Below are 14,793 nucleotides of genomic sequence, written 5' to 3' on the forward strand. Positions count from 1 at the left end.
GACTACTTTTTACTATCATTCGCGCCTTTCTTCCCTATGACCAAAAGTTGCAGGGTTAACTCAATCTGGAATCCTCAGACGATATGACTTCTAAATCTCCTCTGGCATTGCTGCCATTGTTACTTTTCCTTGTTCTTTTTGTTGGCAGCGGCCTTTGGTATCAGTCTGAAGGTGTGGATTTTGCCTTCTATCAGATCTCTGCTCCTGTCGCTATTTTGCCTGCGATCGCCTTGGCGATTCTATTAGGAAAAGGACACTTTAATCAGCGTATTGAAACTTTTATTCAAGGTGTGGGTGATAATACGATTATTACCATGATCTTGATTTATCTATTGGCTGGTGCCTTTGCTAGTGTGGCAAAAAGCGTTGGTGGTGTTGATGCCACTGTTAACTTTGGCCTGAGCATTGTTCCTGCTTCGTTATTGTTGCCAGGCTTGTTTGTTATCACGGCATTTGTTGCTACTTCTATGGGAACGTCCATGGGAACGATTGCGGCCATCGCGCCAATAGCGATTGGGGTTGCCGAAGCTGCAGATTTACCTTTGTTGCTAACGGTAGGTACCGTCATTGGTGGTGCTATGTTTGGCGATAATTTGTCGATTATTTCCGACACTACAATTGCAGCAACACGAACTCAGGGCTGTGATATGCGTGACAAATTCCGCATGAACTTCAAAATTGCCTTGCCTGCGGCATTAGCGGCTTTGGTGTGGTTGTTTTTCCAGAGTGGCGAAGCGCAAATTGCTGATGTTCAAGATTACGAGCTGATTCGTGTCCTGCCTTATGTGGCTGTCTTAGGCTTGGCTGTGGCTGGTGTTAACGTTATGTTGGTGCTGTTCAGCGGTATTATTTTAGCAGGTGTGATTGGTTTGACCATGCAACCTGATTATTCTGTCGCTTCTTGGTCGGCAGATATTTATGCTGGTTACACTGGCATGCAGGAAATTTTGATTCTTTCCTTATTGATTGGTGGTCTTGCTGCGTTAATGAAATCGCAAGGCGGCTTGGCTTGGTTGGTTAGTGCGATTGAACGTATTAGCCGTGCTTTAGGTGCGAAAGCGGGCTCTACTCGTGCTGGTGAACTGAGCATCAGTGCCGCTGTTGCATTGACTAATTTATGTACCGCTAATAATACAGTGTCTATTTTAATTAATGGTTCTGTCGCAAAAGACATTGCTGAGCGCTACAATGTTGATCCGAAACGCAGTGCTAGCTTGTTGGATATTTTTTCTTGTGTAGTGCAAGGTATCTTGCCCTACGGTGCACAAATCCTATTAGCTTCCTCTTTAGCAAAGGTGTCACCATTAGAGCTTATTGGTTATGTCCAATACAGTTGGTTATTGGCCGTTGCTGCTTTGATTTCTATCTTTATTGGCTGGCCAAAAGGCGCAAAAGCAAATAACGCTTAGTAACAAGCAATAGGTTTTATAAAGCCTGCGTACTTAGTGGTTATTCACTCAGTAGGCGGGCTTTTTTGTGTCTTAAATTTAGCATCGGGTATCGTATCTTTTCCGTCAAACGTCATTATTTTTTAAATAAGGAAAGCTCTTGAAACATGGATCTCATCTGAAAGCTGAAATGATATTAGTCTTCGTCACTATTTTGGCGGGTTTTGGTTGGATATTTTCAAAAGAAGCCATAGCAGGGATGCCGCCGCAGTTTTTTATGGGAGTGCGCTTTATTGTTGCTGGTTTTGTTCTGTATCTTGTTGGACTGAAATATTTCCAAGGGCTGAACTGGCAGGATGTTAAGCGGGCCGGATTGGTTGGCTTGGTAATGGGGGTCACCATGATGTTTTGGGTGAAAGGATTGGATCAAGGTTCTAACTTGGGTGTTGGGGCATTTATCGCTAGCCTTGGTGTTGTTTTGGTACCTTTGATTGCTCGTTTTATGTTTGGCGCGAGACCGCCTTTGAGTATTTGGCTTGCTTTGCCTGTGGCTGTTTTAGGCTTGGGCTTTTTGGCGTTGGATAATGGTTTGGATTTTGAATTCGCTCATGTGTACTTTTTCTGCTCGGCATTGGGTATGGCGTTTCAGCTGAATTTATTATCCCGGTTTTCTATGCGGATGCATGTTTTGGTATTAACGACGATCCAGCTGTCTGTTGCGGGTTGTGTCTTACTGCTTCTATCGCTGCTCACTGAAACGCTTCCACATAGTATTAGTATTGAGGTGGCCGGTTGGTTTCTAGCAAGTACCTTGATCGCTAGTAGTCTGAGGTTTTTGTTACAAACTTATGGGATGAGTTTAACGCCAGTAAGCCATGCAGCAGTTATTATGAATTTGGAGCCTGTTTGGACTGCCATTTTTGCTGTGTTTTGGTTTAGTGAGTCGATGTCTGGTGGTCAGGTGTTGGGCTGTTTCTTAATCTTTATCGCGATGTTGATTAGTCGTTGGCCTCAAATTAGGTCCATATTTAAACCGTCTAAGTATTCATAATGGAGGCTTTAAGGCATTGTGTGAATATTCAATCTGGCAGAATAGTGTCTAAAGTTTGCTGATAGATTAGTTGTGTTTCTTCGTTAAAAGGTCTGCTTTGTGAGTCCCATCGAGCGAGCAAACCTTCTGTAAGCGTCACTAGTATTTCAATACGTGCGATGATTTCTCTTTCTTCCATTTTCGGGTAGTGAGATTGGAGAATCTTTACTGCGCGGCCTTGTAACCGGCGATTAGATTCCATATAAATTCTTTCAATAACAGAGTTGCGTGAGGCTTCTGCTTGGATTTCATAGTGCATCACCCTCATGTTATGAGTATCTTGATTTTCTTCAGAGAAATGTCGATTTAACCAATCTTTCTTATCTAAAAAAGAGGCCATAAACTGTAATCTTTTTTCGGTAAGCTGATCGACTAATGCGCAGATGATGTCATCTTTATGTGCAAAGTATCGATAAATTTGGCCGACGCTCAATCCAGCTGTTTTGGCAATTTCGCTCATGCTGGCTTTATGAAAGCCTTTAGCTAGGGCGTGTCGTTCAGTGGCATCAATAATGCATTGTTTTCGCTGATCGTTGTGGCGTGGTGGCTTAATAGATCTCATTTATTTGCACGTTTTGTCATATATCAGGTACATTTCTTGTATTATAGTGCTAGTGAATGGTCATTCTCAATATTTCGAAAGGAAGTTTCCTCAATGTTGTCTAAATCTAAGTATGCTTTAAGCGTGTTAGTCGTTTTTTTGTTGGCTGGTTGTCAAGAAGAGGCTGCTAAGTCTGATTCTGCTAAAGCGCCTGCTCCGAAAGTTCAAGTTGGAGTTGTTACTATTGAAGCCCAAAAAACGGATCTAATCGCTGAGTTACCCGGACGCACTACATCAAGCTTGGTGGCAGAAATACGTCCACAGGTTGGTGGGATTGTAAAGAAACGTTTTTTTGAAGAAGGGCAAAACGTTAAGACAGGCGACTTGCTATACGAATTGGATGACTCCACTTATGTCTCTTCTTATACACAAGCTCAAGCGGATTTAGAGTCTGCGAATGCAAGTCTCAAATCAGCGCAATTAAAACAAGAGCGTTACAGCGAGTTGCGTAAGCAAAACAATGTTTCTCAGCAAGATTTAGATGATGCCCAAGTTGCTTACCTAGAAGCTAGAGCGAAGCAAAAAGGTTCTGAGGCCGCATTAGAAAATGCTCAAATTAACTTGGGTTACACCGAAATTAAGTCACCTATTGATGGTCGAATCGGTATCTCTCGTGTCACTGTGGGCGCCTTAGTGACTGCTAGCCAAGCAGCTGTGATGACAACGGTTCGTTCATTGGATCCTATTTTTGTTGATTTATCTCAAACCAGTTTAGACCAGCTGCAGCAGCGTACATTCCTAGCTCAAGATGGTGTTGAGCGTGGCTCAAATAAAGTGTCTTTGATTCTAGAAGATGGTACTGAATACCAATATAAAGGTAGCTTGAAGGCCAGAGAAATAAGTGTTGATGAGTCAACTGGCAGTGTGACCTTGCGAGCTGAATTTCCAAATCCAGATAACCTTTTATTGCCTGGCATGTTTGTCCGCGGCTTGATCCACGAGTTAACGCATAACTCCGCGATCCTAGTGCCTCAGCAAGCAGTGTCTCGTGATGTGAAAGGTAATCCAGTTGCTTTGGTTGTGAATGATAATAATGTGGTTGAAAGTCGTATTCTAAAAGTTGAACGCACTCTGGCAAACCAATGGTTGGTGCTGTCTGGTATTAAATCGGGCGAGAAAGTGATTGTTGAAGGTTCAATGAAGGTCAAGTCTGGCGATGAGGTCACGACGGTTGCAATGAAACGAGACAGTGAAACTGGTGTTATCGTCGATGCCAATGCTTCTTCGACTCAAGGGAATTAATCTATGTTAGCTCACTTTTTTATCAATCGTCCGGTGTTCGCGTGGGTTATTTCCATTGCGATCATGTTGGCGGGGCTTGGCTCAATAACGGCCTTGCCAATATCTCAATACCCAAATGTGGCACCACCTACGATTAGTATTTCAGCGACCTATTCTGGTGCGTCAGCTGAAACGGTTGAGAACAGTGTTACTCAGGTCCTAGAGCAGCAACTGACTGGTCTTGATGGTTTGTTGTACTTTTCGTCATCTAGTAGTTCTAGTGGCCGTGCGAGTATCAACGTCACTTTTGAGCAAGGTACGGATGCCGATATCGCTCAAGTACAAGTGCAAAATAAGATCCAGCAAATTACGTCTAATTTGCCAACGTCTGTTCAGCAAAACGGTGTGGCTGTTCGCAAGGCTAACTCTGACTTTTTGATGGTAGCGGCTGTTTATGATGAGACAGATAGAGATACGGCCAATGATATTTCAGACTTTTTAGTGTCAAGTATTCAGGATCCTGTTTCTCGTGTTGATGGTGTTGGTAGTATCCAAGTTTTTGGTGCTGCCTATGCAATGCGTGTTTGGTTGGATCCACTTAAACTGGCGTCTTATAAGCTGATGCCTTCTGATATTTCGGCGGCGATTAATGCGCAAAACACTCAGGTCGCTGCAGGTAGTCTCGGAGCTTACCCAATCATTGAAGGCCAAGAGCTGAATGTCACAGTAACGGCTCAATCTAAATTACAAACGGCAGAGCAGTTTAAAGACATCATACTTACTTATGATGATAGTGGTGCGACGGTCCGTTTGAGTGATGTTGCGAGAGTTGAGCTTGGTAGTGAGTCTTATGGCTATATCCCTCGTTTGAATAAACACCCTGCCTCTGGTTTAGCTGTGATGTTGGCGCCGGGCGCAAATGCTTTATCTACGTCAGAAGCGGTTAAAAAGACGTTAAATGATTTATCCAACAGCTTGCCAGAAGGGTATAAGTTTTCTTTCCCTGTCGATAATACTGACTTTATTAAAATATCCATCGAGGAAGTGGTTAAAACTCTGTTTGAAGCCATTGCTTTGGTAATTATTGTCATGTTTATCTTCTTACAGAACTGGCGTGCGACGCTGATTCCTGCAATCGCAGTACCTGTTGTACTTTTGGGTACATTTGGTGTGTTAGAGGTGTTTGGTTTTTCCATTAATACGTTAACCATGTTCGGTGTTGTACTCTCTATCGGTTTGCTAGTCGATGACGCCATCGTGGTGGTTGAGAACGTTGAGCGAGTCATGGAAGAGGAGAAGCTCTCTCCCAAAGAGGCGACGATCAAGTCCATGAAGGAAATTACCAGTGCCCTAATTGGTATTGCAGTTGTGTTGTCTGCGGTATTCTTACCGATGGCATTCTTTAGTGGTTCTACGGGTGTTATTTATAGACAGTTTTCGATCACTATAGTAGCAGCCATGGTTCTATCTGTGATTGTAGCGCTAACCTTAACGCCAGCCTTGTGTGCGACTCTATTAAAACCAAAGGATCACGCGAATGAGAAGAAGGGACTCGGTGGTTGGTTTAATCGAAACTTTGATAGTGCAACAGGCAGATATTTTAATGGTGTTAGCCGTATTATTAAAAAGCCTATTCGCTGGATGCTGGTATACGGAATAATCGTTGCTGGTTTAAGTGGTTTGATGCTGAATTTACCATCTGGTTTCTTGCCAACAGAGGACCAAGGTCGAGTTATGGTCATGGTGTCGTTGCCTGAAGGCGCCTCTATGTCTCGTACTGATAAGGTTATGCAAGAGGTGGAAACTTACTTCCTCGAGGCAGAGAAAGATAATGTTAATGACATTTTTACTATCTCTGGCTTTAACTTTATGGGAAGTGGTCAAAATGCAGGTATGGCATTTATTGCATTAAAAGATTGGAGTGAGCGAGTTGGCCCTGCAAATAGCGCAAGTGCAATTGTTGGGCGTTCTTACGGTGCTTTTGCTGGAATACGCGACGCACAAATTTTCTCTCTAATCCCGCCTTCAATCCAAGGTTTGGGTCAAAGTAGTGGCTTTACTTTCCAGCTTCAAGCGACAGGTAATACTGACCGTGAAACCTTGTTAGAAATGCGGAATAACTTGCTTGGTGATGCCAATGCAAGTCCATTATTGACAGGTGTTCGTTTGGGGTCTCAGTCTGAAGGGCCGCAGCTGTATATCGATATAGACCAAGAAAAGGCGTCAGCGCTTGGCTTGTCTTTATCTGACATCAGTTCGACCTTGAGCAGTGCGTGGGCTGGACGTTATATCAATGACTTTATCGACCGTGGACGTGTTAAGACTGTTTATATGCAAGGTGAAGCGGAATACCGCTCTTCCCCAGAAGATTTACAGCATTGGTACGTTCGAGGCAGCGACAATACGATGACGCCATTCTCTGCTTTTGCTAAGAGTGAGTGGACATATGGACCGAAGAGTTTATCTCGTTTTAACGGTTTGGCGTCGTATGAAATTCAAGGCTCAGGTTCGCCTGGCGTGAGTTCTGGTGAGTCTATGGATGAATTGCAGCGTATTACAAACAATTTACCTGGTGTAACAGGTTCTTGGAGTGGCTTGTCTTATCAAGAGCGCTTGTCTAGTGGTCAAACGCAAATGTTATACGCTATTTCGATTTTGGTGGTATTCCTATGTCTTGCTGCTTTGTATGAGAGCTGGACTGTACCTTTCTCAGTGATCATGGTTATTCCTCTTGGGGTAATAGGTTCTGCTGCAGCGGCACATTTACGTGGTTTAGAAAACGATGTGTATTTTCAGGTGGCGTTATTAACCACCATAGGTTTGTCGTCTAAAAACGCGATATTGATTGTCGAGTTTGCGGAAGCCGCTTATCGAAGAGGTCTTGGGGTTTGGGATGCTGCTGCTCAAGCTGCTCGCTTGCGTTTGCGACCTATTATAATGACGTCTTTGGCATTCATGGTGGGAACCTTGCCATTAGCTCTATCTTCTGGTGCCGGTGCCAATAGTCGAATCTCTATTGGCTCAGGCATAGTTGGTGGTACCTTAACGGCAACCGTGCTGGCTATTTTCTTTGTGCCTTTATTCTTTGTGGTTGTACGTCGGATTTTTCCAAAACGTCCAGATGGATTATCGACTCAAGAAAACGTAGAGTAATTAGGCTTAGCTAAAAAGCAAAATCTTATGAGTATAAAAAAGGAGCCGGCTTAGGCTCCTTTTTTGTGCAATAAACTGTTTACTGAAGAGAGTTAAAGTAAGCGTTTGCGAATATTTACTACAACAATTTCAGCCAAGATGACGATGACAAAAATAGCCAAAAGAGACATGGCAACTCTATCCCATTGAAATAAGTTCATGGAATCATCCAGTACTACGCCGATACCACCAGCCCCGACCAAACCTAATACAGCAGACTCTCGGACATTAATATCCCAGCGAAATAGTACGATACTAAAGAAAGCCGGCAACACTTGAGGCCAGTAACCCTTAAGTAAAATAGACATCCAAGAAGCGCCCGTGGCTTTTAGTGCTTCGATAGACCCCATATTTACTTCTTCGATGGCTTCGCCAAGTAACTTGCCGACAAAGCCGATAGAGCGAAAGGCAATGGCTAAAACGCCAGCAATAACGCCCGGGCCGAAGATAGAGACAAAAAGCAGAGCCCAAACTAATGAATTAACTGATCGAGAAGACACTAGAAAAAACCGAGATATCCAGTGACACCAGGCTGAATTAACAATGTTACTGGCATTCATCAAGGCTAATGGGATAGCGAAAATCAATGTGATGAGCGTGCCTAGCGTAGCGATATTGAGTGTCTCTATCATGGCGTCATGAACAGCGACCGGGTAGTAAGCAAAGTCTATTGGCCACATACGGCTGAACATGTCCGCCATTTGTTCTGGTGCATCTAATAAAAATTCTGGGATAACCTCAACTGACTGAATGGACTGTACAAAGGCAATAACGAGAACCAAATATACGGCATAGCGTGAGAGCTTTTGCTTAAGCGTGAAGCGTTGCCAGTGATGATCTATTGTGTTCATAAAATTAGCTCCTAGGTCAAACTAGCGGAAAATGCGTCGAACAATGTTGGAGAGGAATTCACCAAACATGATAAGAGCAATAATGACGATAAGGATGGCCGCGACAAAGTCATAGTCGAAACGCTGGAAGGCAGAAAAAAGTGTGCCGCCTAAACCGCCAGCACCGACAATTCCCACCATGGTTGAGTTACGTAAGTTAGAGTCGAGTTGATAGGTGGAAAAACCGATAAAGCGAGAAAACACCTGTGGCATGACAGAAAATAAAATAATACTAGTAAAACCTGCGCCAGTAGCTCGAATGGCTTCCACTTGTTTAAGTGATATTTCTTCAATCGCTTCTGCAAAGAGCTTGGCAATAAAGCCGATTGAGGCCACCACAAGGGTAAGAATCCCTGCCAAAGCGCCAAACCCCACACTTTTAACAAACAAGATCGCAATGATCACCGGATGAAAGGTACGACAAAGTGCGATTAGCGTTCTTACTGGTGTACTGACCCAGCTTGGCATCATATTACGAGCTGCAAACAGCCCTAAAAATAATGAAATGAAAATACCGCAAATACTTGAAATGATAGCAATTTCAAGGCTCTCTATCAGTCCGCTCATTAGCAATGACCAGCGACTAAAGTTAGGTGGCACCATGCGCCCTAATAAGTTGCTTGCGTGTCCTAAACCCTCGTTAAAGCGTTCCCAGCTTAGGCCCATAGCGTTAAAAGAGTACAGCACATAACAAATGACCAGTAGCCAAGTTGCGGTGACAAACCAATTTTGTTTAAACGGTTTTTCTCTATTTTGGGGAGTGTTTATACCAGCCATGATTCGCCCCCATAAATTTGTTTTAGGTGTTCATCAGTAATACCTTCTGGAGGTCCGTCGTAAACCACAACACCGTTGCTCATACCTATCATGCGCTTGGCAAAACGGCTGGCCAGTTTTACATCGTGAATATTGACCAGAGCAGGAATGTTTTTTTCTGCTGAGAAGCGCTCTAGCAGCTCCATGATTTCTACGGCGGTTTTTGGATCGAGAGAAGAGGTTGGCTCATCAGCTAAGAGGATTTTAGGGTTTTGCATAACCGCTCTGGCGATGCCAACGCGCTGACGTTGGCCACCAGACAAGCTATCTGCGCGTTTGCTTGCATGTTCGGTTAAGCCAACAGCGTCTAATAGTTCAAAGGCCGTATTAATGTCTTCTTGACTGAACTTTCTTCTCCAAGCGTGCCACGCAGACATATAACCCAGACGACCTGTTAGGACATTTTCAATGACGGTTAATCGTTCAACAAGGTTGTATTCTTGGAATACCATACCGACTTGGCGACGCAGTTTACGTAATTGGGCTCCTTTGGCTAAACACAAATCGGCTTCATCAAATAAAATTTGTCCATCTGTTGGGTCGATTAAGCGGTTGATGCAGCGAAGTAGTGTACTTTTTCCTGTTCCAGAAGGTCCTATGATGGCAATGATGCCAGGTTCTGTGATGCTAATATCTATCCCTTTTAAAATGGGGTTTCCAGCGGTGTATTCTTTTTTTAAGTTTCGAATTTCTAGAAAGTTTGAACGCTCAGCTGTGTTTTGAGTAACAGACATGATGATTTCCTACAGGCGAAGGGGTCAAATAGCCCGAAATATCAGGCTATTGGAGTCCTTTAAAATAAGTCTTTTAAATTAAGTTAAATGATTAGAAATAACCGGTTATTGGCTTTTACTTGCAGCTTCTTTTTTGCGTTTATCGGCAGCGGCTTTAGCAGCATCTGCTTCAGCAAGTTGTTTAAGTCCTGCTTTGGTGTAAGCCGTACCAGATGAGTGAGCAATATCACGGATAACTTGCCAATCTTCTTTGTACGTCACAGGAAAGAAGCGATCAGCTCCGCCAAAGGTTTTTTGCATTTCTGGTGGAAAGCGGAAGGTGAAAAAGGCTTTTTTGATTTTTTCAACCAGCTCAGGGTTTAGGTCATAAGCGTAACCGAAAGAGGAGGTCGGGAAACGAGGGCTAGTATAAATGATACGGAAATCATCTTTGCTCACGCGTTTTGCATCAACCATGCGTTTGAAAACATCTGAGGCGACAGGTGCGGCATCATAGTCTCCAGATAATACGCCCATAACAGACTGATCATGTTTGCCAGAATATTTCACTTCATAGTCTTTATCTGGGGTTAGGCCTAATGCAGGGAAGATAGCGCGAGGCGCTAAATTACCAGAGTTTGATGACGCAGAAGTATGGGCAACCACTTTGCCTTTTAAATCTGTCATTTTCGTCATGTTGCTGTCTTTTCGAACAATGGTGATCAGATTATAGCCTTGGAAAGATTCCTCTGTGCCTTTGACTGCGATTGGCACTAAGCCGCCTAGGTTTACAGCGTAGCCAGTTGGGCCCGTAGAGAAGCCTGCTATGTGTAATCTGCCAGATCGTAACGCTTCTACTTCGGCAGCATTAGAATGAACCGTGTAATACACCACTTTTTTGCCAGTCACTTCACTGAGATATTTTTGGAAATCACTGAATGCGTCTTTATAAACCGCAGGATCTTCCACAGGAGTGTAGGTGAATACTAAGGTGCTTGGATCTCGCCACTGGCTTGAATCTTTTGGTAGATCGGCAACAAGGTCGTAGTTTTCGTCACAGAACTTATCGTCCAGAACGCCACGGTAGCTGCAATCATCGGCTAGGGCGGAGCTGGCACCGAATAGTAAAGAACTAGAGAGCACTAAACCTGTTAATAATTTAATAGGCATTATTTTTTCCTCGTGATGTATTTTTTTATTGTTATCACCGGTCGGGAGGTTCCGTTGTCGGAGATGGATCAATCCTTCACACATGAAGGATTGATCCAGATAGAGCAAGGCTAATGCCAATAGTTTTAAATCCTTTTAAAACAGTGGCTTATGAATTTCCTTTAGGTGAGGATAGGATCTTTGGGACGCTTTAGTCTCATTGGAAAATGTCAAATGGGTCATTCCTGTCCTTCGTCTTCCAGTATTTTAAACTGCTGTTTTTCTAGTTGGTGTTTCTTCATTTTACGGTAGAGCGTTTTACGAGACATATCTAATAGTTCGGCCGCTTCATTTAATAGGCCGTTTGTGGCTCTGAGTCCTTCTTCTATTATGTGGCGCTCGAATTGGTCCATACGCTCTTCATAGCTGCCGTTTATGTCATCATCCCGTTTAATCGATGCGAGGGAGGTTTCGCTTATCCCGAGTACAAACCTATCCGCTGAGTTTTTTAATTCACGGACATTGCCTGGCCACTGGTGCTGAATTAAATAATCCAGATAGGCTGGTGTGATGCTTGGTAGGTCTCTGGAAAAATGATCTGCCGCTTTTCGGGCATAGTGATGAAATAACGGTAAAATGTCTTCTGGTCTATCTCTAAGCGGTGGAATGGTCAGGCTGGCAACATTGAGACGGTAAAATAGATCTTTACGAAATTTTCCTTCATCACCCAGTTGAGCGAGATTGTCTTTGCTGGCCGCAATAACCGTGAGTTCGACCGGAATTGGCATGGTGCTGCCGACTCGCTCAATGGTGCGCTCTTGTAATACACGCAGCAGTTTTATTTGAACCGGTAGTGGCATGGTTTCTATCTCGTCCAGAAACAGTGTGCCGCCATTGGCTGCTTCAATTTTGCCGATATGACGCTTATTAGCTCCTGTGAACGAGCCTGCTTCATGCCCAAAAAGCTCGCTTTCAATCAGGCTTTCGCTGATGCCGCCACAGTTAATCGCAATGAATCGTCCATTGTTACGAAGGCTGAACTGGTGAAGAGCTCTGGCGACCACGTCTTTGCCGCAGCCTGTTTCACCATAGATAATAGTGTCAATGTTTGCCTGCGCCAGAGAGGATATATGTTGGCGAATATTTTTGATTGCCGCAGACTCGCCAATAATAAAGGCTGCTAAGCCTGTTTGTTGAGCGAGATTTTGTTTTAGTTTCCGGTTCTCTAGCACTAAATGTCTTTTTTCTGCAGCACGTTGCAGCTTGCTTATCAGTTGGGCTGGTTGTAGTGGTTTTTCAAGAAAGTCGTAAGCGCCTTCTTTCATCGCTTCTATAGCCATTGGGATGTCGCCATGACCGCTCATGAGCAAGACCGGCAATTCATTGTCTAGTTGTTGAAGGCGAGTCAGTAAACTCATGCCGTCCATTTGGGGCATTCTGACATCGCTAAGCACGACCGCGGCGCTATTTTTATCAAGTAGATTAATGGCTTTGTCTGCTCTGAAATAGCTTTCTATCAGGAAGCCTTCAAGCTCGAGCATTTCGGTTAATGCTTCGATGATGGTTTGATCATCGTCGATAATGATTATTTTTATTGTATTAAGCATTTATTTTTCTGCCTTTGTTAATTCCAAGGTAAATCGGCTGCCGGCTTCTGGTGTGGATGTCACTCTTATTTGGCCGCCAAAATCTTGAACTATGTTGTAGCTAATCGATAAGCCTAAACCGAGCCCTTGGCCAACTTCTTTTTGAGTGAAAAATGGATCGAAAACTTGTTCTAACTGACTCTCATCTATGCCAATTCCAGTGTCACAGACGTCAATCATTATCCTTTCGTCTTGTTCATATACTCTGATAGATAGCTGTTTCACCGGAGCACTTGATAGGGCGTCAACGCCATTGCTTATTAGATTCACCATGACTTGTTCTAGCCTGATTGGCTCGGCAAGAACATAGAATGACGCTGAGTTTGTTTGATAATCCAATGTGCAATGTTGATCGACGATCTGGTTCGACATGAGCTCGATGGCGTCTTGGATGACTGTGTCTAAACAGACGGGAGTCAATTCAGTGCCTGCAACGCGAGCAAAGGCTTTAAGGTGTTTGGTTATCCGAGTGATTTTGGTAAGCAATAAGCCAATTTTGTCTAAGCTATTTCGGGCTTTGTCCACTTGATCTTTTTCCATGTGTCGCCCAGCTGTGTGTAAGTGGCTGGCGATGGCGGTTAATGGCTGGTTGATTTCATGGGTGATACCAACGCCAAGCTGACCTAATGCCGCGAGCTTTCCTGCTTGTACCAGCTCGTTCTGAGCCGCTTTTAGCTGCGCTTCTGCCGCGACTCTTTCTTCTATTTCTGCGGCAAGAACTTGGTTGGTTTTTTCTACTTCTATGGCCGTTTTCTGGAAGTATTGTAAGTCTCTAGCCATGCTGGAGACTTCATCATGTCCCACAATGCGTATTTTCGTATCCAGTTGAGAGCTTGCAATGGCGCGCATATTTCTTTGTAGTTCGATGATGCGCTGCAACACATTGCGTCGAACATAAAACCAAGAGATAGCACAAGCAATGCTTAGGCTGATGAGAGACAGTAATAGAATATCGCGAATGCTGTTGTTGATGGATTTGATAGCACCTTCAAGAGAGCCTCGAATACTAGTGTTGGTGTAATTAGTATATTGATTGATTTGGGCTGCTAGCTGTTGGATATGTTGTTGGCTATTTTCCAGTAGAAAACTTTGTTGATAAAGCAGGTCTAACTCTTCATTTTTAAGTTGGAAAAGTTCGCCTTGTCGAGAGCTCATGATTAATAAGTCGAGTAACGATTGGCGCAATGGTAGAGGCACCTGTGGCAGCAGGGTAAGGTATTGGGCAATCTCTGAGCCTAATTTTTCAAATCGTAAAAATGTGTAATCTAGTTCATTAAAAGAGGCATCATTGCTGACTTTTTCTATTAATGCGGAGAAATAATACAGGCGATTAATGACTTGCTCTAATTCTGCAGAGCCTTCCAATTGACCCACTTGAAAAATAAGATCTTGAAATAAAGGGAAAATCAGCAATGACTGTGTTGCCAGCTCGCGTCTTATAACTTCGCGACGTTCAACACTTTGATTTAAGAGCGTTAGACTGTTTTGAATTTGGGCTATCAATTCAAGAAAATATCGGTTGTAGTCTGGTAGATTGCGCATGAGTGCATCCATTTCATTAATGGCAACTCTCAATTCGTTCATGGTTTTTTCTCTAGAGATAGAGGCATCGCTGGTCACGAGCATCGGTGCAGTCGCGACGATTTGCCGGCTTTTGTCGTTTAGCCGAGCTGCGGCATCTAAGCCTGGAATATCTTGGTGTTTTAGTAAGAGAAGACGGTCACTTAGTTGCAGATACGTGTTTGTCGCCAAGCCACTGGCAACAATAGTGATAGAAGAGATTAAGACGAAAGCTAAAAAAAGCCTGCCGCCAATACCAATATTGCGAAGCCGTAAAAACGTGGGAATACCCATCTGTATTTATCCTATTATTTTTATTATCAAGCAACCTAATGGAAAATTAGTGCCAACTTTGATTGGCACTGATTGCTAGGTTTGAGCTTATATTGAGGACAAAAATGTCCCATCGCAAGCTTTTACAAAGTATATCGTCGTTAATGAATGGTGAAGGGAATTGGGTCTATACAGAGGTCAGTGCTTAAATCATGATTTATTCATAGGGCATCGATTGTTTATAAAGTCGAGAT

At 43.5% G+C, this 14,793-nt stretch carries 11 protein-coding genes; 4 read left to right on the top strand and 7 right to left on the bottom strand.

Features of this window, described 5'->3' with window-relative positions; genetic code table 11:
- Nucleotides 1-83: 83 nt before the first annotated feature.
- Both JSY38_RS13305 and JSY38_RS13310 read left to right on the top strand, forming a co-directional pair.
- A complete protein-coding gene (locus tag JSY38_RS13305) occupies nucleotides 84-1,409 on the top strand; it encodes a Na+/H+ antiporter NhaC family protein (protein WP_205113592.1) in 1,326 nt (441 codons plus the stop codon).
- A gap of 139 nt (nucleotides 1,410-1,548) precedes the next feature.
- Nucleotides 1,549-2,439: a DMT family transporter gene (locus JSY38_RS13310; protein WP_205113593.1), complete on the top strand. Its 891-nt coding sequence runs from the start codon at nucleotides 1,549-1,551 to the stop codon at nucleotides 2,437-2,439.
- A gap of 28 nt (nucleotides 2,440-2,467) precedes the next feature.
- On the opposite strand, the gene JSY38_RS13315 is transcribed toward JSY38_RS13310, so the two are convergent.
- Nucleotides 2,468-3,040, bottom strand: coding sequence for a TetR/AcrR family transcriptional regulator (locus JSY38_RS13315; protein WP_114410941.1), 573 nt, complete (start codon nucleotides 3,038-3,040; stop codon nucleotides 2,468-2,470).
- A gap of 93 nt (nucleotides 3,041-3,133) precedes the next feature.
- On the opposite strand from JSY38_RS13315, the gene JSY38_RS13320 reads away from it, so the two are divergent.
- Both JSY38_RS13320 and JSY38_RS13325 read left to right on the top strand, forming a co-directional pair.
- Nucleotides 3,134-4,321, top strand: coding sequence for an efflux RND transporter periplasmic adaptor subunit (locus tag JSY38_RS13320; RefSeq protein WP_476738609.1), 1,188 nt, complete (start codon nucleotides 3,134-3,136; stop codon nucleotides 4,319-4,321).
- A 3-nt stretch (nucleotides 4,322-4,324) separates the two neighbouring features.
- Nucleotides 4,325-7,453, top strand: a complete 3,129-nt coding sequence (locus JSY38_RS13325; RefSeq protein ID WP_205113594.1) for an efflux RND transporter permease subunit — start codon at nucleotides 4,325-4,327, stop codon at nucleotides 7,451-7,453.
- Between the two features lie 92 nt (nucleotides 7,454-7,545).
- On the opposite strand, the gene phnE (JSY38_RS13330) is transcribed toward JSY38_RS13325, so the two are convergent.
- From phnE (JSY38_RS13330) to JSY38_RS13355, 6 genes are all read right to left on the bottom strand, one after another.
- Nucleotides 7,546-8,343 (bottom strand): phosphonate ABC transporter, permease protein PhnE, encoded by a 798-nt coding sequence (phnE, locus tag JSY38_RS13330; protein WP_114410944.1) that lies wholly within the window; start codon nucleotides 8,341-8,343, stop codon nucleotides 7,546-7,548.
- Between the two features lie 21 nt (nucleotides 8,344-8,364).
- Complete coding sequence (gene phnE / locus JSY38_RS13335) at nucleotides 8,365-9,159, bottom strand: phosphonate ABC transporter, permease protein PhnE (protein ID WP_205113595.1); 795 nt, start codon at nucleotides 9,157-9,159, stop codon at nucleotides 8,365-8,367.
- The gene (gene phnC, locus JSY38_RS13340; protein ID WP_205113596.1) at nucleotides 9,147-9,932 is read right to left on the bottom strand and encodes a phosphonate ABC transporter ATP-binding protein; all 786 of its coding nucleotides are present in this window, start codon (nucleotides 9,930-9,932) and stop codon (nucleotides 9,147-9,149) included. The genes phnE (JSY38_RS13335) and phnC overlap by 13 nt, the downstream gene beginning before the upstream one ends.
- A 105-nt stretch (nucleotides 9,933-10,037) precedes the next feature.
- Nucleotides 10,038-11,081, bottom strand: coding sequence for a phosphate/phosphite/phosphonate ABC transporter substrate-binding protein (phnD, locus tag JSY38_RS13345; protein ID WP_205113597.1), 1,044 nt, complete (start codon nucleotides 11,079-11,081; stop codon nucleotides 10,038-10,040).
- Between the two features lie 218 nt (nucleotides 11,082-11,299).
- Entirely contained in the window at nucleotides 11,300-12,667 is a 1,368-nt protein-coding gene (locus tag JSY38_RS13350) for a sigma-54-dependent transcriptional regulator (RefSeq protein WP_205113598.1), read from the bottom strand.
- A complete protein-coding gene (locus JSY38_RS13355; protein ID WP_205113599.1) occupies nucleotides 12,668-14,560 on the bottom strand; it encodes an ATP-binding protein in 1,893 nt (630 codons plus the stop codon).
- Nucleotides 14,561-14,793 lie beyond the last annotated feature (233 nt).

Origin of the sequence: Marinomonas foliarum, assembly GCF_016906065.1 — a bacterium.
GTDB classification, from domain to species: Bacteria; Pseudomonadota; Gammaproteobacteria; order Pseudomonadales; family Marinomonadaceae; genus Marinomonas; species Marinomonas foliarum.

Bases quoted from the DNA above. Each gene is read 5' to 3' on its own strand.
- JSY38_RS13305 (WP_205113592.1), top strand. From the start codon at position 84: ATGACTTCTAAATCTCCTCTGGCATTGCTGCCATTGTTACTTTTCCTT.
- JSY38_RS13315 (WP_114410941.1), bottom strand. From the start codon at position 3,040: ATGAGATCTATTAAGCCACCACGCCACAACGATCAGCGAAAACAATGC.
- JSY38_RS13320 (WP_476738609.1), top strand. From the start codon at position 3,134: ATGTTGTCTAAATCTAAGTATGCTTTAAGCGTGTTAGTCGTTTTTTTG.
- JSY38_RS13325 (WP_205113594.1), top strand. From the start codon at position 4,325: ATGTTAGCTCACTTTTTTATCAATCGTCCGGTGTTCGCGTGGGTTATT.
- phnE (WP_114410944.1), bottom strand. From the start codon at position 8,343: ATGAACACAATAGATCATCACTGGCAACGCTTCACGCTTAAGCAAAAG.
- phnE (WP_205113595.1), bottom strand. From the start codon at position 9,159: ATGGCTGGTATAAACACTCCCCAAAATAGAGAAAAACCGTTTAAACAA.
- phnC (WP_205113596.1), bottom strand. From the start codon at position 9,932: ATGTCTGTTACTCAAAACACAGCTGAGCGTTCAAACTTTCTAGAAATT.
- phnD (WP_205113597.1), bottom strand. From the start codon at position 11,081: ATGCCTATTAAATTATTAACAGGTTTAGTGCTCTCTAGTTCTTTACTA.
- JSY38_RS13350 (WP_205113598.1), bottom strand. From the start codon at position 12,667: ATGCTTAATACAATAAAAATAATCATTATCGACGATGATCAAACCATC.
- JSY38_RS13355 (WP_205113599.1), bottom strand. From the start codon at position 14,560: ATGGGTATTCCCACGTTTTTACGGCTTCGCAATATTGGTATTGGCGGC.